The following is a 17,661-nucleotide window of genomic DNA, read 5'->3' on the forward strand; positions in this document are numbered from 1 at the left end:
CCGGCACGCTAAATTCGACCCTCACCCCTGCCCTTTTCCTTTTTCCTTTTCACCCACGCCCATGACCACTTCCGCCTGGCTTTTGTTCATCACCATTTCACTTGTGACCGCGCTCAGCCCTGGGCCGGGCATTTTGCTGGCGGTTTCCAATGCCGTGGCCTGGGGGCCGCGCAAGACGCTGTGGAGCTCTTCCGGCAATGTGCTGGGCGTGTTTTCGGTGTCGGCCGCGGCCATGGCCGGCCTGGGCACTTTGCTGCACACCTCGGCCTGGCTGTTCGCTGTCCTGAAAACTGTGGGCGCGGTTTACCTGGTCTACCTCGGCTGGCGCCAGTGGACCAGCAAGACTTCGATGTTCGACGCGCCCTTGCCGGAACAATCGCTGCCGGGCAAAAGCAATGCCGCGCTGTTCCGCCAGGGCCTGCTGGTGGCGCTGACCAACCCGAAAAGCATCCTGTTTTTCACCGCGCTGTTTCCCCAGTTCATCCATCCCGAAGCGCCGGTGCTGCCGCAGTTCCTGGCGCTGACCAGCGCGTTCGCCGCCTGCGTACTGGTCTCGCACATGGCTTACGTGCTGCTTGCGCGCCACACGCACCGCTGGTTCGGCACGCCACGCCGGGCCCGGGTGTTCAACCGCATCTGCGGCGGCGCCTTCGGCCTGCTGGGCTTAAGCCTGCTGCGGCTCAAAAGCCCCAGCTGATTCCCCTGGACTTCTGCCTTCCCCTCTATATATAACCCCCCCCAAGAAAGTCCCTGCCATGGAAGATTCACGCGACGCCCGTTTTGCCGCCCAGGAAGCCGCCCTCGGCTACAGTTTTGAAGGCGAGATCAAGATAGGCGGCAACTATGTGTCCACCCTGAGGCACGGCGACACCGTCTACGTCAGCGGCCAGGTGCCGCGTGTGGGCAGCACGGTCGTCGTCACCGGCCGCGCCGGGGCGGACGTATCGCTGGCCCAGGCCCAGCTGGCGGCCAGGGTCTGCGCCATGCGCGCGCTGGTGCTGCTACGGCAAAGCCTGGGCAGCCTGGACCGCATAGCGCAAATCCTGCGCGTCACGGTCTACACCCAGTCCACGGCCGACTTCACCCAGCAAAGCGAGGTGGCCGATGCCGCGTCGGAACTGCTGCACACGGTGCTGGGTACGGCCGGCACGCATACGCGCACCTCGGTGGGCGTCGCGCAGCTGCCCAAGAACGCAGCAGTCGAGCTGGACCTGATCGCCGCCGTCACGCCCAACTAGGCGGTTTCAGCTCCCGGGCAGCAGGCGAACCAGTTTACCGTTGCTGTTGTCGGTCAGCACATAGAGCAAGCCGTCCGGGCCCTGGCGCACGTCGCGTATGCGCTCGCCGAGTTCGCTCAGCAGCTTGCTTTCGCGCACCACCTTGCCGGTGAAGGGCGCGGAGAGTTCGATGCGGTCCAGGTAACCGAACTTGAGTGAACCGACAAACAGGTTGCCCTGCCAGGCTTTGCCATAGCGTTCGCTCGTCAGGAAGGCCATGCCGGAAGGCGCGATCGAGGGCACCCAAAAATGCAAGGGTTGTTGCATGCCGGCTTTTTCGGTCAGGCCTTCGCCAATCTTGCCGCCGCCGTAGTTCTCGCCATAGGTGATGACAGGCCAGCCGTAGTTGGCGCCGGCCTTGGGAAGATTGATTTCGTCACCGCCCTGCGGGCCGTGTTCGTGCATCCAGAAAGTGCCGTCGGGCGCCAGCGTCGCGCCCTGCGCATTGCGGTGGCCGTAGCTCCAGATCTCCGGCAGGGCGCCGGCCTTGCCCACGAAAGGGTTGTCCTGGGGGACGGTGCCGTCCTTGTTGATGCGGACAATCTTGCCGTGGTGGTTGTCCAGCGCCTGGGCGTCTTCCTTGCGCGAAAAGCGCTCGCCCAGCGTCAGGAAGAGCTTCCCGTCCACGGCGCCGCCGGCAGCCCGGCTTTCGACGATGCGGCAGCCGAAGTGCGAGCTGCTGGCCACCTTGGGTTTCTGGCTGAAGATGATCTTGAGGTTCTCGAGCCGGCTGTCGTCGGCGCTCAGGGTCGCCCGCGCCAGCGCCGTGCTGTTGCCGCGGCCCCCAGACCCGGGCTCGGAAAAGCAGAAGAAGACCGTGCGGTTGCGGGCAAAGTCGCTGTCGGTGACCACGTCCAGCAAGCCGCCCTGCCCGCCGGCGGCGATCTCGGGCAGTCCGGCCACGGTCGCCGCCGGCTTGCCGTCAGCGGCGATGACCCGCAGTCGGCCCGGGCGCTCGGTCACCAGGAAACGGCCGCCTGGCAAAAAAGCCAGGCCCCAGGGGTTTTGCAGGCCGGCCGCCACGGTTTCAGGGCGCACACCTTGCGCTTGGGCGGGCAGGCTGGCCAGGAAAGTCGCTATCAAAACAAGAGCGAACTTTTCAGATACCGCTTTGAGATAGGGCATATTTCATTCCTTAAATTTGTGCGGGAGCCGGCACCCACAAGTCTGGGCACCAGACCCGCGACAGGCGGTCAGCCAATGCGCCTTTTTCATATGCAAACATAGCACCTGAATCGTAAAAAGGGGTTTTCCCGTAGATAAACTCGTTACAAATCAAGGGTTTGTAAAGCTTATCCAGAAGCCACTTGAGGTTGACGTAGGACAGATCTGTCAAGTATCCTAGGCGCCATGCGAAAAATTGCCCCTGCCCTCATCATTGCCTCTGCCGCCCTGCTGGCGGCGGGCGTGCACGCGGCACCGGGCAGCTCTGGCGACGACATGGACAAGTTGCTGGCCGACAAGGGCCTGCTCACCAAGATTGACCACGTTCGCCAGAACGTCAGCAACAAGGCTTCCGAGCTGGTGGTCAACGCCATGGGTTTCCTGGGGGTTCCCTACAAGCGCGGCGGCAACACGGTGGAAACCGGCTTTGACTGCAGCGGCTTTGTGCGCGCCATTTACGAACAAAGCGTCGGCCTGCTGCTGCCGCGCCGCGCCGAACAACAGGCCGCGGCCACCCAGCGCATCGACAAGAACGACCTGCAGCCCGGCGACCTGGTGTTTTTCAACACCATGCGGCGCGCCTTCAGCCATGTCGGTATTTACGTCGGCGACGGCAAATTCATCCACTCCCCCAAGCCTGGCGCCGAAGTGCGCGTCGAAAGCATGGGCGTGAGCTACTGGCAGCGCCGCTTTGACGGCGCCCGCCGCGTCACCCCGCAAGGCAACACCGCGCCGGAAACCCAGCGCACGGCGGCACTGCCGGTGTCCCAGCCTGCGACGGCCGCAACCCCCGAAATCCAGGCCGTGCAAACCACCGCACCGCAACTCGCAGCCAGCCTGCAGGCGCAGCAGGTGATGCAGCAGGAACAATACCGGCGCTGAGCGCCGCTCACAAAACCCTCCTGGCGTTGTTGCACCGCCTTGCCGGGCTGGAGCCCTGTCTGCGGCGGTGCGCCTAGCCAGGACCGCTTCGCTGGGCTTTGTGAACGGCGCTTCGCCTTTTTTTTCTTTCTCTTACTCCTTCTCGCGCTCGTTTTTCGGCGACATGTCGAGTTCCACGGCTTGGCCGTTGTCGATGGCCTCGCCGGCGCCGGACGGTGAACTCCGGACCGTGCGCACCTCGGTGTCCGCCACCAGGCTGGCAGCCTGGGCCAGCTGAAGCGCAGGCTGCTCGGCCGGGGTGCCTTCCACCAGATTGCTGCCGGAAGGGATCACGCGGTTGTTTTCGGTGTTGGACGACAGCTGCTGGTTGCCCTGCGGTTTGCCGTTGACGTTGACGAGGCCGCCGCCCGAATTGGTGACCTGCCCGAAATTGCCGCTGACGCTGCCGCTGCCCGCATTCATCGTGACCTGCGAGGACGAGCCGGAGAGCTGGGCCTCGCCCACGGCGGCCACCGTCACCACGGGCGCCACGACATTGGCGACCACCGAGTCGCCGGCCAGTGAGGCGGAGCCCGTGGCCACCACCACCACGTTCACGTCACCCTGCGGCGCCTGCACGACCACGTTGTTGCCGCTGATGTTGCCGCTGACGTTGCCGGTGCTACTGCTGACCGTCACATTGCCCTGGCTGGTGGTGGTGCCGCTCACGTCACCCAGCGCCTGCACGACCACATTGTTGCCGCTGATGTTGCCGCTGATGTCGCCGGTACTGCTGCTGACCGTCACATTGCCCTGGCTGGTGGTGGTGCCGCTGATGTCGCCCTGCGCCTGCACGACCACATTGTTGCCGCTGATGTTGCCGCTGATGTCGCCGGTGCTGCTGCTGACCTGCACATTGCCCTGGCTGGTGGTGGTGCCGCTCACGTCGCCGACGGCGGCCACCGCCACCTCGCTGGCGGTGACGTTGGCCGAGACGTCGCCGCCGCTGGTGACCTGGACGGCGCCCGCACTGATGGTGGAGCCGCTCACGTCGCCGCCGGCGTTCAAGGTGTTGGTGGCGCCGGCGTCCTGGCCGCGCAGGGTGTGGTTGCTCAGCGCGACATTGCCCAGTGCGTCGATGCCATAGCCCTTGACCCACAGCGTGCTGTCCAGTTTGAACGCGTTGGACACCACCTCGAACTGGCCCAGCGCATTGGCCTCGGTGCCGCCCGACAGCATGTGCACATTGCCGCGGTTGGCGCCTGAACCCGCCATCAGGCTCAGCGCGCTGGCCGCGCCGCCGCCGTTCTGGATGTCGCCGCCCAGCGTGATATCAGCGCCCAGCGTGGCCAGCGTGGTGTCGCCCAGCAGGCGGACCGGTGCCTGGAACACAATGCCGCCCGCGCCGTCAGCCGTCACCGTGCCGGCGACGCCGGAGCCGCCCGCGCCGGCATTGAGCGCCAGGCTGTGCACGGTGCTGTCACTGAAGTAGAAGTTGTAGGGGTTGTTCACCACCACGTTCTCGCCGTAGGCGCCCGCGCCCACGCGGATGTTGGCGCCGTTGCCCGCGTTGCCCATCGCCGTGCCGATAGACAGGGCCTGCGTGCCGCCGCTCAGCAGGCTGCCGATGCCGACGTGGAAATCCTGCGTGGCCTGCGCGCCGTTCCAGCCCTGCACATAGCTGGAGGCCGAGCTGCCCAGGTTGACGGCGTAGTCGTAGGCATTCTGCTGCGAGGCCTGCAGCCAGGTGTATTGGTTGTTGTCGCCCGCCGTGCTGGCGTTGCGCACCGCGAAGTCGAAGCCGGCGATGCTGAGCGCACCGAAGTTGCGGCTGGCCGACTCGTCCTGCAGGTAGACCGGGTTGCGCTCGGTAAACGTGTTGTTGCCCGCCACCGTGATGTTGTTCATCTGCTGGTTGTAATAGCGGTTGGCCTGGTAAAGCGCCAGGCCGCCCCAGGCGTTGTTGCGCGTGGTGGAGTTGCTGACGGTCACGTTGGCGCTGTCGGTCAGCTGGATGCCTGCCCCCTGCGTGCTGCCCGCGTCGTTGCCCACGGGCGCGCCGTTGGCCGTGACATGGTCGATAAGGGCGCCGTCCACGCCGTTGAGGTCCAGCTCGGCCCGGCCCGCGCCGCGGCTGGTGACGTTGCGAATCGAAAAATTGCGCAACCGGGCCGATGCTCCGCCCACGGGCGCCACCTTGATGCCGTAGGACGATGCCAAGTTGGCGCTGGGCCCGTAGAGCGTGAAGTCCCTGAGCGACACGTTGTCGGCCGTCACGTTGATGCCGTAGCCGCTGACGTTATGCGCGTCGATCACAGTCGCGCCCTGGCCTGAACCGGCCAAGGTCACGCCGCGGTCGACCACCAGCGTGGAAGGCTGCACAAAGGTGCCGCCGCCCACGTTGACCGTGCCGCCGGCGACCACGGCATCCACGCCGCGCTGGATGCTGCCGCTGGCCTGCGTGACGTAGACATTGCCGTCCGTCCAGGTCACCAGGCCGCGCCCGGTGGTGTCCAGCGCATGGGTCACGCGGTCTTCAATGGCGAAACCGTCTGCCGCGCCCACAAAGACGGCGCCGCGGGCGTCGACCGAGGTGGCATCGACCGAGATGTCCTGCCCGTTGTTCTTGAACTGGGTGCCGGTGATGGTGACGCTGGTCTGTCCGCCGTTTCCGTTTCCATTTCCATTGCCGTTGTTGCCGTTGCCGTTGCCGTTGTTGTTGCCACGGCGCAGCGTTTCAAAGCGTATGCCGGCATGGCTGGAGTCTTCGATGCTGCCGCCCGAAATGGTGACGCTTTGCAGGCTGGCCGGCGCGGCGGTGTAATCGCTGCTGTCACCAGGGATGCCGCGGGTCTTGATGACCACCGCCGCGGCCGTCGGGTCGCCCGAACTCCCGCCCGAGTTTTTGACCACTACATTGTCGAAATTGATCGAATTGAAAGCGTCGTACTTGAGGTTGATGTCTATGCCCGCGCCGTAGCGCTGGTGCAGCGATGACGAAGGTGGCGCACCATAGTTTCCGGCATTGCTGACGGTGACGTTCCTGAGCGTCAGGTCGTTCGCGGTTTCAAGGTAAAAGCCCTTGAAGCTCGGCCCGTCCACCGTGACATTCTCGAACAGAGCGTTGTTGAAAGAGCCCGTAGCTACCGCGTGGCCGCCCACCATCTGGTAGTTGTTGTAGGTCTGCACGCCGATCTGCCCGCCGGTGATGCTGCTATTGAGCATGCGGAAGTTATCGGCCCGGGTCGTCGTGCCGTTGCGCATACCGGAGGTGTTGTTGTTGAAGGCGACCCGATTGACCGTCACGTTGTTGGAGGTACCGTCTATGCGCAGGCCGTTGCCGTAGTTGGCGATCGACAGATCGGAGACCGTGACGTTGGAGGCGTTGTTGATGGTCACCCCGTCACCGACGCCCGCCGAGGCGGCCTGCAGCACCGTTTGCCCCGCGCCTGCGCCATCCAGCGTCAGCGCTTTGGTGATGCTGACGCCGCCGGTGTAGGTGCCGGCCGCGACGTTGACCGTGCCGCCCGTGACCACGGCGTCCACACCACCCTGGACGCTGCCCAGCGGCGTGAGCGCGCTACCCTGCGCGCCGCCGGAACCCGTGGTGGCCACGTTCACGTGTGTGCGATTGGATGAGGTGTAGCCCTGGTCCTGCACCGACCAGCCGCCGTTGGCGGCGCTCAGGGCCAGCAATGCCTGCTGCCAGGCCAGGGTCGGGCTTGCGGCCATCGGGTTGCTGCGGATCGTCGAGCCGTCCACGTAACCGTTCAAGTGCAGGTTCAGCCCCCATTCGTTGCCCGTCGGGCCCTGGCTATTGCCGGCCATCGCGATGCCGCTGCCGTCGGTGTACTGCACCGAGATGGCGCTCTTGGTGTTTTCAATGCGGTTGCCGGTGACGCTGCCGGTGTTGTTGCGCCCGTGAATCAGGATGCCGTTGCGCACATCGTGGATGTTGTTGTTGCTGATCGTGAAGCCGGTGACGCCGTCGCCAACCGCAATGCCGCGGGTGATGCCTCCCCAGGCGTAGCTGGTGTAAGGCCGGTCCACCGGCCCGGCGATCTCCAGGCCCGTGACCGTCACGTTGTTGGCGGTGATGCCTATGCCGTTAAGCTGGCTCGTGGTGTCGGGCACCACGATCTTCGCGCCCGGCAGGCCGGTCAGCGTGAGATTGGCCTTGTTGAGTGCCACCTGCTCGGCATAGCTGCCGGCATGCACGTCCACGGCTGCGCCCGCGCCGGGCATGCCGGTCTTGGCGATGTTCACCGCATCCTGGATGCGTGCGCCCTGGTAGACGTCAACCCGGTTGGAATTGCCGCTGACGCTGGAGGCCTGCAGCGCCGACTTGAGCACCACCGCATTGCCGTTCACGACAATCGCATTGCTGGCCTGCTGCACGCCCTCGAGGTTGATCACGCCGGACAGCAGGTTGGCCGCGTCGCCGACACCGAGCCGCAGGGTCGCGCCGTTCAGGCTGGCGCCGATCGTGTTGGAGACGCTGCTGCCCGTCGCCCCGCCAGCGATGGCGAATTCATACAGCCCGCTGTTGAGCGACACGGTGGCGGTGGCGGCCGTGGCGCCGGCCAGCGCGATGGTGCCGCTGGTGGCGCTGATGCTGCCGTGGTTGGTGACCGAAGGCGCGACCAGCGCCACCAGCCCCGCGCCCTGCACGGTGATACCGCCCTGGTTCTCAATGCTGCCGGTGGCGCCCGTGATCTGAGCACCGCCGGTGCTCATGAAATTGCTCACGTCAATGTTGCCCGTGGTCGCTATCAGCGAACCCACGTTCACCACGGCGCTTGGCCCGAACATGATGCCGTTGGGATTCATCAGCATCACCGTGCCGGTGGCCGACAGGCCGCCCAGGATTTGCGAAGCGTTGGTGTCGCCGGTGATGCGGTTCAGGATGGCCCACGAGGCATCAAGCTGCCTGAACTCCACCGTCTTGCCGAGATCGATGTTGAAGGTCCCCCAGTTCAACACGGCCCGACTGGTGTTCTGGGTGATGGTCATCTGGTTGCCGGACACCGAGCCCGAAGCGTCGCCGCGAAACACCGTGCCGTTTTGCGGCAAGCCCGCCGCGCCCGCGATGTCGACGGTCCAGCCGGGCGGCGCGAACAGCAGCGCCGCCGCGGCGGGAAGGGTTTTCAGCGCAAAAGACGGCCGGCGGCGGGACGGAGGGCGCAGGCCTTGCGGATGGGACTTGACTTGCATGGAATCACCTCTAGAGGGCAAAGGAAGGCAAAAAGATATAAAGCAACACGGATAAATTCAGCGAACACACATCAAAACCGCGCCAGCAGAGAACCCATCAGCCGCGGATCCTTGCCGCCCGATTGGTAGCTCGCGATGGACTTGGTCAACGGCCAGGCCACCTCGATCGCGGCCACCACATTTTTTTCAAGGAAAAGGCGCAGCCCCAGGCCGGCGGAAGCCAGGCTCTGGCTATCCGGCGTACCCGGCGTGACACTGCCGACCTTCCAGACCTTGCCGATGTCATAGAAGCCGAACAACTGCCAGGACCTGAGCCCCGGCATGCCAGTGCCCGCGCCGACGAAGCGCGGCTCGATGCGAAAGGCCAGCGCGCGTTCGCCCACCAGCTCCGCCGGCTCATAAGCCCGGCCGAAGCGCCTCCCGCCCAAGGCATACTGCTCGGACGACAGCAGCGGCGTATTGGCCCACTGCCCGCCCGCGCCCACGGTGAACGAAAAATTCGGGCCCACGAACTGCGAGCGCTCGTAGTCGAACGTGAGCTTGTTGAACACCCCCTTGGCGCCGACCCGGCTCTTGAGCGGGTCGGACTCCTGGGTGCCGCCCAGCCCCTGGCTGAAATCGACCTCCAGTGCGTTCTGCCCGTCCATGCGATCCAGCAGGCGCCAGCTCAGGCCCAGGCGCAGCGCGCGTATGCGGTCCTCGATCACACGGGTGCCCAGTATTTCGGTCTGGACATCGGAATGGTCATAGGCTGCGCGCGCTATCAGGCTCTCATTGCGGGTGCGCAGCAAGGGGTAAGCGGCGCCCAGCGACACCGTGTCGGCGTTGCCGCGCACCTCGAAAGGCGTGAGGATGTCGCCGGGCTGCGTGCGTGCCTGGGACACGGCGGCCGAAAGCCGGAGGCCCTCGGTCGTGACGACCTGGCTATAGGACAGCTGCGCATACGCCATCTTGGAGTTGCCGCTGCTCACGCCGACAAAACGCCACTGGTCGTTCACGCCCAGCAACTGGTTGCCCGCCACACTCAGCGTCAGCTGGCCGGGCCCGAGGTATTTGGAGCCGTAGTTGTCGATGGAGGCAAAGCCCTCCACGCGTTTCATGCTGGCGACCAGCGTGAGGTCGGCCGCGCCCGGCGCCTGCGAAGGCGCGAGCACGCTGCGCAGTTCGATGCCGGGGAAGTCGTTGGCGATCAGCAGGTAGCGCTCCAGCACGCGGCCCTCTATGGGCCTGGAGGCTTGGATTTTTTCGCCGATGCGCATCAGCTGTTCCTGCACCGAGGTGCTGACGCCGGGACCGGCCTGGATGTTCACGCGGTCTATATAACCCTCGACGACACGCAAGGTCAGCGTGCCGTCCGCGAGCGATTGCGGCGGCACCACGACCAGCGAAAGAATGTAGCCCGCGTTGCGGTACATCGCGGTCAGCGAAGACGCGAGCTCGAGGATGTCGCCGCCCGTGATCTCACGCCCGGTGTAACTGTCGGCCCGCGCCTGCAGCACATTGCCCGGCAGCGCTGTGGCGCTCTCGATGCGGATTTCCTTGAGCGTGACGCGTATGGATTTGAGTGAATCCGGCAAGGGCTCGGCGGAGTCGCTCCTGACTTGTGTGGGCGGTGCCGCGGGTGCGGGCTCAGGCTGGAAATCAAAGCGTTCGCGAAGCCGGCCCGGGTCTATGGTCGAAGGGGCTTGTTGTGCCGAGGCGACGGCCGGAATGACCAGACACAGCGCAAAGACATGGGAAAGAACGTCGTGCAAGCCAACGCCATCAGTACGCTTCATTGTTCATCCTGCCTAAAGATCAAGATTTATGCGCCGCTGCAACATCACAGACGGCATCTACCGCATCCCAATTCCGTGAATTAATTCACAGTAACCAATTGTCAAACTTGATACAAGCCAGGAAAAGTGATTAATTCCGGCGAACTTCGTGTAATAGTCTTTCCCCATTTTTTTAACCACTAATTCTTGTTACTTACATTCATTTACCTATACCCCGCTTTTGTCACTTTTAGCTCCGATTAGTTACTACTTACGAGGTATTTTTAGCGACGCCGCGGCCGCGACATCACGGCCGGAAATTTTTAAAAAGTGCCAGGCCGCCGTGTAAAGTTTTGGGCCAGGGCCGCCGCCCAATTGCCCGGCCGGCATCCGCAGCGCTTGCAAACTCGTTTACTCGCAGTTGCGCTATAAGCGGCGAGAGCCAAAACAAACGGGAATCGCATTGAGAGTCCACATCTATACCGACATCGACACCCTGTTCGGCCGCGCCGCGCGCCTGTGGATGGACGTGCTGCTGCAGGCCGGGCACGAGGCCGAGTTCATCGACATGGGCAACAGCACCGAGGCGCCGCTGCCCGACGCCGGCCCCAGCGACATCAACCTGCTGATCGCCGGCATCTACGCCCTTCCGCGCTTTGCCAGGCAAGGCCTGCCGCGGCACGGCAAGCATGTGCTCTGGATGTTCGACCCGCTGACGCGAGACGCATCGGCCACGGTGCACAGTTACAAGGCCGGGCTGTTCGATGCCATCGCGCCCGGCCTGCATGCCGTGATGGCCATGGACGCCTCCATCGCGCGTTACCTCGCGCAGCATTTCCCGGCGCTCACCACTTTCCACCTGCCCTACCTGGTGGCGGACAAGCACGTGCGTGAGCCGTTTCCGGAAACGTCAAGAAGCCGGGACGTCGTCATGCTGGGCGGCGACACGCCGCGGCGGCGCGAGGCCGAACGCCTGTTCCTCGCGGCCGCGCCCCTAAAGGCCGAGTTCATCTGGAGCGGCCTCTGGGGCGCGGCGCGCGATGCCTGCCGCGCCGGGGCGCGCATCAACCTCAACGTGCACGCCGATTCCGAATTGCATTACTTCGACCAGTTCCGCACCTTCGAGGCCTGGGCGGCCGGCACGGCCGTGGTGTCCGACAGCTTTGAAGGCTGGGAGGATTTCGGCATCCAGCCCGGCGTGCACATGGCCATGGCGGAACTGCAAGACCTGCCGCGGGCCTGCGCGGAGCTGCTGGCCGACGTGCCGCGACGCGAAGCCATGGTGCGGGCCTCGCAGGCCTTGCTGCGTGAGCGTTTTTCACCGGCGGCATGGCAGGGCCGCATGCTGGCGATGATGGAAAGCATTGCCTGAGCATGGCAGACATTTCCCGGCAGGAACTGATCGCGCTGCGCCTGGCCAGCCATCGCCTGGCGCCTCTGTCTTCGAAGCCGGCCCCGTTCAAGCGGGTAGCGCAAGCCGTGCAATGGCTGGGCGCCGTGCAGGCGCAGGAATACGCCCATGCGCGCTGGGCTGTCGGTTCACGCTTCACAGGCGATGCCGCCATCAGCGACGCGGCCGTCGAACAAGCACTGGCCCAGCGCAAGGTGGTGCGCAGCTGGGTCTTGCGCGGTACGCTGCACATCGTTGCGGCGGCCGACCTGCGCTGGATGCTGGCCCTGGCCGCGCCGGCCTTGCTGACCCGCACCGCGGCAGCCTACCGTGAAGTCAATCTTGATGAAGCCGCCTTCCGCAAAATCCTACCGGCCATACGCCAATGCCTGGAGGGCGACAGGCAACTCACGCGTGTGGAACTTTTTGCCGCACTCGCGCAGCGCCGCATCGACACCGAAGGCCATCGCGGCGGACGCATCCTCTACCGCGCGGCCCAGACCGGGTTGATCTGCCTGGGCGATCCGCAGGGCAAGCAGGCGCGCTACACGCTGCTCGATGAATGGCTGCCGCTGGAGCCTGAACTGCCTCGCGAGGACGGGCTCCGGAAACTGGCGCAGCGCTACTTCGCCAGCCACGGCCCCGCCACGCTGGCCGATTTCACGGGCTGGTCGGGACTGGCGGCCGGAGAAGCCAGGGCGGCGCTGGAGATGGCCGCGCCCGGCCTCACCCATGCACTGTTTGAGGGCGGCACCGTATGGTGGTCCAAGCGCGCGGCAGGACTTGCGCAGTCGGCCGGCAAACCGGCGCTGCACTTGCTGGCGGGCTTTGACGAATACGTGCTGGGCTACACGGACCGCCAGGCCATCATCGACCCCGCGCATGCCGGCAAGCTCATGACACCCAACGGCCTGTTCCGCCCGGCGTTGCTACTCGATGGCCGCGTGGCCGGCACCTGGCAAGCGGAGGCAAAAAAGGGCGCGCTCAACATCAGCACCGCGCCTTTCGCGCCGCTGCCGCGCGGCAGTGCCGGCGCGCTGCGGCTTGCGGCCCAGCGCTACGCGGCCTTCATCGGCCTGCCGCTGGGAGAAGTTCGCTGAGGCCCTCCATTACGAGGGTTTACCCGATCGAACTTTAGAGTCCGTCGCGGGTCAGCACATTACTCAGGTATAGAAGTCCCAGGTGCGTTCGACATGCACCGGCGCTACTATCGCCCAGTCCTAGTCGGCCCATCCTTCCTTCAAATATTGAGGAGCGCATCCATGGCAAAGCTGAACGTCAACGGTACCGTGCGTGAGTTTGAAGTGGAGGACGACACACCGCTGCTGTGGGTCATCCGCGAGCAGCTCGGTCTCACCGGTACCAAATACGGCTGCGGCGTCGCGCAATGCGGCGCCTGTACCGTGCATATCGACGGCGTGCCCACGCGCAGCTGCGTGCGGCCCGTCTCCACCGTCGGCGCCACCGAAAAAATCGTGACCATCGAGGGCCTGTCGCCCAACGGCTCGCATCCGCTGCAAAAAGCCTGGGTGGCGCTCGACGTTCCGCAATGCGGCTACTGCCAGTGCGGCATGATCATGGCCGCCGCCGCCCTCCTCAAGGACAAGCCGAACCCGAGCGACGCCGACATCGACCAGACCATGACCAACATCTGCCGCTGCGGCACCTACAACCGGGTGCGCGCCGCGATCAAGGTCGTGGCCCAGGGCGGCAACACCAAAAGCGCCGCACTGTCCATCGTCCACACCGACGAGAGCACGACGTGAGCGCCGCCACCACTTCCCCGCGCGCCCTGCCCCGGCTGTCGCGCCGCCAGTTCATCGGTGCTTCCGCCTCGGCGGGCCTGGTGGTCGCCTTCCACATTCCGCTGGTGGGCACCGCCAGCGCGCAGGAGGCCGCGGCCAACGAGGTCAATGCCTGGGTGGTCGTGAAGCCTGACGACACCATCATCATCCGCATCGCCCGCTCCGAGATGGGCCAGGGCACGCTGACGGGCCTGGCGCAACTGGTGGCCGAGGAGCTCGACGCCGACTGGGCCAAGGTCACGACCGAATACCCGACGCCCGGCCAGAACCTGGCGCGCAAACGCGTGTGGGGCAATTTCGGCACCGGCGGCAGCCAAGGCATACGCCAGTCGCAGGACTACGTGCGCAAGGGCGGCGCCACCGCCCGCATGATGCTGGTGCAGGCCGCGGCCGACGGCTGGAAAGTGCCGGCGGCCGAATGCACGGCAGCCAAAAGCGTCATCACCCACGCGTCTTCGGGGCGCAAGACCAGCTACGGCAAGGTCGCCTTGGCCGCGGCCAAAGTGGCACCGCCCGAAACCGTGGCGCTGAAAGACCCCAAAGACTGGAAGATTGCCGGCAAGCGCCTGGCGCGGCTGGACACCATCAACAAAGTGACGGGCAAGCAGATCTACGGCAGCGACCTGGTCTTTCCGGGCATGCTCAATGCCGCCATCAAGGACTGCCCGGTGTTCGGCGGCAAGCTGAAAAGTTTTGACGCGGCCGCGATTGAAAAACGCCCCGGCATCAAGAAGGTAGTGCGGGTCGGCGACAGCGCGGTCGCCGTAGTGGCCGACACCTGGTGGCGCGCCAAAAGCGCACTCGAAATCCTGCCCGTGGTCTGGGACAACGGCCCGAACGAGAAGGTGTCCAGCGAAAGCATCAAGGCCTTCCTGAAGGAGGGGCTGGATGCGCCCGAGGCCATCCTGGGCAACAGCAACGGCGACGCGCGCGCCGTGCTGGCCGCCAGCACGCGCAAGCTCGAAGCGGTGTACTCCTACCCCTACCAGAACCACGCCACCATGGAGACCATGAACGCCACGGCGAAGTGGACGCCTGAGCGCTGCGAGGTCTGGACGCCGACACAAAACGGCGAAGCCGCCTTTGCCGCCTGCGTGGCCGCGGCCGGACTGCCCAGCACGCAGTGCGACGTCTACAAGATCCACCTGGGCGGCGGCTTTGGCCGCCGCGGCCAGAGCGACTACGTGACGCAGGCCGTGCTGATTGCCAAGGAAATGCCCGGCACGCCCATCAAGCTGATCTGGTCGCGCGAGGAAGACATGCTGCATGGGCGCTATCACCCCATCACCCAGTGCAAGATGCGCGCGGCACTGGATGAGCAAGGCAATGTGACCGCGCTGCACATGCGCATTTCAGGCCAGTCCATCCTCGCGGGCCTGGCCCCGCAAAGCATCGTCAACGGCAAAGACCCCGTTGTCTTCCAGGGGCTTAACCCGCCGGCGCCTGAGGCTTCCATCGGCTACAGCTTTCCCAACCTGCTGATCGACCACGCGATGCGCAACCCGCACGTGCCGCCCGGCTTCTGGCGCGGCGTGAACCTGAACCAGAACACCATCTACCTCGAGTCCTTCATCGACGAGATCGCGTTTGCGACCAAGCAGGACCCGCTCGCACTGCGCCGCAAGCTGATGGCCAACCATCCCAAGCACCTGGCGGTGCTCAATGCCGCGGCCGAGCGCGCGGGCTGGGGCAAGCCGCTGCCGGCCGGCCGCTTCCACGGCCTGGCCCAATGCATGGGTTTTGGCAGCTATGTGGCCGCCTGCGCGGAAGTTTCCGTCAATGCCGAGGGCAAGCTCACGGTACACCGCATCGTGGCCGCCACGGATTCCGGCCACGCGGTCAACCCGCAGCAGATCGAGGCGCAGGTGGAGGGCTCCTTTGTCTACGGCCTGTCGGCCGCGCTATACGGCGAGTGCACCGTCAAGGACGGCCGCATGGAGCAGGAAAACTTCAACACCTACCAGGTGCTGAAGATGGACGAGATGCCCAAAGTCGAAACCATCATCATGCCCTCGGGCGGCTTCTGGGGCGGCGTGGGCGAGCCGACGATTGCCGTGGCGGCGCCGGCGGTGCTCAATGCGATTTTTGCGGCGACGGGCAAACGCATACGCGACCTGCCGCTGAAGAACCACGACCTCAAGAAGGCATGAACTGGCAAGGGGCCGTCGCCGGCGGGATGATGATGATGGCGCCCTGGACCAGCTTCGCACAGCAGGCGGCGGTGCCGCCGCTGCAGGTCGTCGGCGATGCGATCCCGCAGGCCTTGACGGCCACGCCCGGCGACCCGGCGCGCGGCCGCGCCATCGTCGCCAACCGCCAGCTGGGCCTGTGCCTGCTGTGCCACACCGGGCCGGTTCCCGAAGAACGCTTCCAGGGCAACCTGGCGCCCGACCTGGCCGGTGCGGGCACGCGCTGGAACGAAGGCCAGCTGCGCCTGCGCATCGCCGACGCGCAGCGACTGAACCCGGCCTGCATCATGCCCGCCTATTACCGCAGCGAGGGCCTGGTGCGCGTAGGTACCGCCTGGCAAGGAAAAACCATCCTGGATGCCCAGCAAATTGAAGACGTGGTGGCGTATTTGCGGACCTTGCGAAACTGAGATAAACCCACCATGCCTTCGCTCTACCGCTCTTCCCCTCTGAACCGGCGCCATGTGCTGGCGGGCGCCGCCGGCGCGGTCATCGCAGTGGCCTTGCGTCCGGCACAGGCCGCCGCGGGCGACCTGGCCGTGGCCTTGGCGGCCTATACCAAAGGCGCGCCGGTCCGCGCGGGCAAGGTCAAGCTCGACGTGGCTGAGCTGGTCGACAACGGCAATGTGGTGCCCATCACCGTCACGGTGGACAGCCCCATGACGGCGGCCGACCACGTGACAAGCATCGCCGTCTTCAACGAAAAAAATCCCCAGCGCGACGTGGCCCGCTTCACCCTGGGCCCGCGCGCCGGCAAGGCGAGTGTGACGACGCGCATACGGCTGGCGACTTCACAGCAGCTTGTCGCCATTGCGCAGATGGGCGATGGCAGCTACTGGTCGCACACGGTCGACGTCATCGTCACATTGGCCGCCTGCATTGAAGGGGACTACTGATGGCCCGCACCCTGATCCACGCACCCACCAGCGCCAAACGCGGCGAGGTCATCGAAATACGCGCCACCATAGGCCACCCGATGGAAACCGGTTTTCGCCCGGGCGAGAACGGCCAAATCCTGCCGCGCAACATCATCCAGGCCTTCAGTTGCCGCTACAACGGCGAACTGGTCTTCAGCGTCGAGCTGTTTTCAGCCGTCTCGGCCAACCCCTACATCGCCTTCCACACCGTGGCCACCGACAGCGGCACGCTGGTGCTCAACTGGGAAGGCGACAACGGTTTTACGCAGACGGAAAGCATCAACCTGACCGTCTCGCCATGAGGCGTGTCTTGCAAGGCCTGCTAGCAAGTCTGCTGCTGGGCCTGCTGACAGGCCACGCAGGCGCGCAGACCGCGCCGGGCAAGGACACGCGCCGCTCGGGTTTTGAAGACATGGGCGCGTCCACCCAGGCCATGCAGAAAGACGATGCGCTCAATCCCGGCATGCTGTGGGTCAAGGACGGCGAGGCGCTGTGGAAGCAGCCGGCCGGCACCAGCGGCAAGGCCTGCATCAGCTGCCATGCGGCGGCCGAAAGCAGCATGCGCGGCGTGGCGGCGCGCTACCCGGCATTCGACACCCCGCTGGGCCGCCCCATCACCCTGGGCCAGCGCATCAACCAATGCCGACAGCAGCACCAGCAAGCTGCCTCGCTGCGCCCGGAAAGCCCCGAACTGCTGAGCCTGGAAAGTTACGTCGCGCTGCAGTCGCGCGGCCTGCCGCTGGCGCCGCCCGACGACGCCAGGCTGGAGCCCTTCCGCCAGCGCGGGCAGCAGCTGTTCACACAGCGCATGGGCCAGCTCAACCTGTCCTGCGCGCAATGCCACGACGGACTGGCCAGCAAGCGCCTGGCCGGCAGCCTGATCCCCGAGGCGCACCCCACGGGCTATCCGGTGTATCGGTTGGAATGGCAGGCACTGGGCTCGCTGCAGCGCCGCCTGCGCGGCTGCATGAGCGGCGTGCGCGCCCAGCCGTTTGCCTACGGCGCGCTGGAGTTGGTGGAGTTGGAGCTTTACCTAAAACAGCGGGCAGAGGGCATGCGGGTTGAGTCGCCGGGTGTTCGGCCCTAG

The 17,661-nt window shown here is 65.5% G+C and carries 14 protein-coding genes; 11 read left to right on the plus strand and 3 right to left on the minus strand.

Annotated elements, in window-relative coordinates; genetic code table 11:
- The first annotated feature begins 61 nt into the window (after positions 1–61).
- Together AC1D0O_RS03485 and AC1D0O_RS03490 are read left to right on the plus strand one after the other, a co-directional pair.
- Entirely contained in the window at positions 62–697 is a 636-nt protein-coding gene (locus tag AC1D0O_RS03485) for a LysE family translocator (RefSeq protein ID WP_477652153.1), read from the plus strand.
- A gap of 58 nt (positions 698–755) precedes the next feature.
- Positions 756–1,238 carry a RidA family protein gene (locus tag AC1D0O_RS03490; protein ID WP_477652154.1) on the plus strand — a complete coding sequence of 161 codons (483 nt, stop codon included), beginning with the start codon at positions 756–758 and terminating at the stop codon, positions 1,236–1,238.
- A gap of 6 nt (positions 1,239–1,244) precedes the next feature.
- On the opposite strand, the gene AC1D0O_RS03495 is transcribed toward AC1D0O_RS03490, so the two are convergent.
- Positions 1,245–2,402 carry a PQQ-dependent sugar dehydrogenase gene (locus AC1D0O_RS03495; protein ID WP_477652155.1) on the minus strand — a complete coding sequence of 386 codons (1,158 nt, stop codon included), beginning with the start codon at positions 2,400–2,402 and terminating at the stop codon, positions 1,245–1,247.
- 225 nt (positions 2,403–2,627) lie between these two features.
- Here AC1D0O_RS03495 and AC1D0O_RS03500 point away from each other — a divergent pair, with 225 nt between their 5' ends.
- Entirely contained in the window at positions 2,628–3,323 is a 696-nt protein-coding gene (locus AC1D0O_RS03500) for a C40 family peptidase (RefSeq protein ID WP_477652156.1), read from the plus strand.
- Positions 3,324–3,455: 132 nt separating this feature from the next.
- Here AC1D0O_RS03500 and AC1D0O_RS03505 read toward each other — a convergent pair whose 3' ends face one another.
- Both AC1D0O_RS03505 and AC1D0O_RS03510 read right to left on the minus strand, forming a co-directional pair.
- Positions 3,456–8,516, minus strand: coding sequence for a beta strand repeat-containing protein (locus AC1D0O_RS03505; protein ID WP_477652157.1), 5,061 nt, complete (start codon positions 8,514–8,516; stop codon positions 3,456–3,458).
- Positions 8,517–8,587: 71 nt separating this feature from the next.
- Positions 8,588–10,294, minus strand: coding sequence for a ShlB/FhaC/HecB family hemolysin secretion/activation protein (locus tag AC1D0O_RS03510; protein WP_477652158.1), 1,707 nt, complete (start codon positions 10,292–10,294; stop codon positions 8,588–8,590).
- 442 nt (positions 10,295–10,736) lie between these two features.
- Between AC1D0O_RS03510 and AC1D0O_RS03515 the strand changes: the two genes are divergently transcribed.
- From AC1D0O_RS03515 to soxA, 8 genes are all read left to right on the plus strand, one after another.
- Positions 10,737–11,645: a glycosyltransferase family protein gene (locus AC1D0O_RS03515; protein WP_477652159.1), complete on the plus strand. Its 909-nt coding sequence runs from the start codon at positions 10,737–10,739 to the stop codon at positions 11,643–11,645.
- Between the two features lie 2 nt (positions 11,646–11,647).
- Positions 11,648–12,763 (plus strand): winged helix DNA-binding domain-containing protein, encoded by a 1,116-nt coding sequence (locus AC1D0O_RS03520; RefSeq protein WP_477652160.1) that lies wholly within the window; start codon positions 11,648–11,650, stop codon positions 12,761–12,763.
- Between the two features lie 162 nt (positions 12,764–12,925).
- Positions 12,926–13,429, plus strand: a complete 504-nt coding sequence (locus AC1D0O_RS03525) for a (2Fe-2S)-binding protein (RefSeq protein ID WP_477652161.1) — start codon at positions 12,926–12,928, stop codon at positions 13,427–13,429.
- Positions 13,426–15,618: a xanthine dehydrogenase family protein molybdopterin-binding subunit gene (locus tag AC1D0O_RS03530; protein ID WP_477652162.1), complete on the plus strand. Its 2,193-nt coding sequence runs from the start codon at positions 13,426–13,428 to the stop codon at positions 15,616–15,618. Before AC1D0O_RS03525 ends, AC1D0O_RS03530 begins: the two co-directional genes overlap by 4 nt.
- The gene (soxX, locus tag AC1D0O_RS03535; protein WP_477652163.1) at positions 15,615–16,067 is read left to right on the plus strand and encodes a sulfur oxidation c-type cytochrome SoxX; all 453 of its coding nucleotides are present in this window, start codon (positions 15,615–15,617) and stop codon (positions 16,065–16,067) included. Before AC1D0O_RS03530 ends, soxX begins: the two co-directional genes overlap by 4 nt.
- 12 nt (positions 16,068–16,079) lie before the next feature.
- Positions 16,080–16,553: a SoxY-related AACIE arm protein gene (locus AC1D0O_RS03540; RefSeq protein ID WP_477652164.1), complete on the plus strand. Its 474-nt coding sequence runs from the start codon at positions 16,080–16,082 to the stop codon at positions 16,551–16,553.
- Positions 16,553–16,876 (plus strand): thiosulfate oxidation carrier complex protein SoxZ, encoded by a 324-nt coding sequence (gene soxZ, locus AC1D0O_RS03545; protein WP_477652165.1) that lies wholly within the window; start codon positions 16,553–16,555, stop codon positions 16,874–16,876. The genes AC1D0O_RS03540 and soxZ overlap by 1 nt, the downstream gene beginning before the upstream one ends.
- Positions 16,873–17,661, plus strand: a complete 789-nt coding sequence (soxA, locus tag AC1D0O_RS03550; RefSeq protein ID WP_477652166.1) for a sulfur oxidation c-type cytochrome SoxA — start codon at positions 16,873–16,875, stop codon at positions 17,659–17,661. Before soxZ ends, soxA begins: the two co-directional genes overlap by 4 nt.

This window comes from Polaromonas sp. P1_F2 (genome assembly GCF_056405735.1).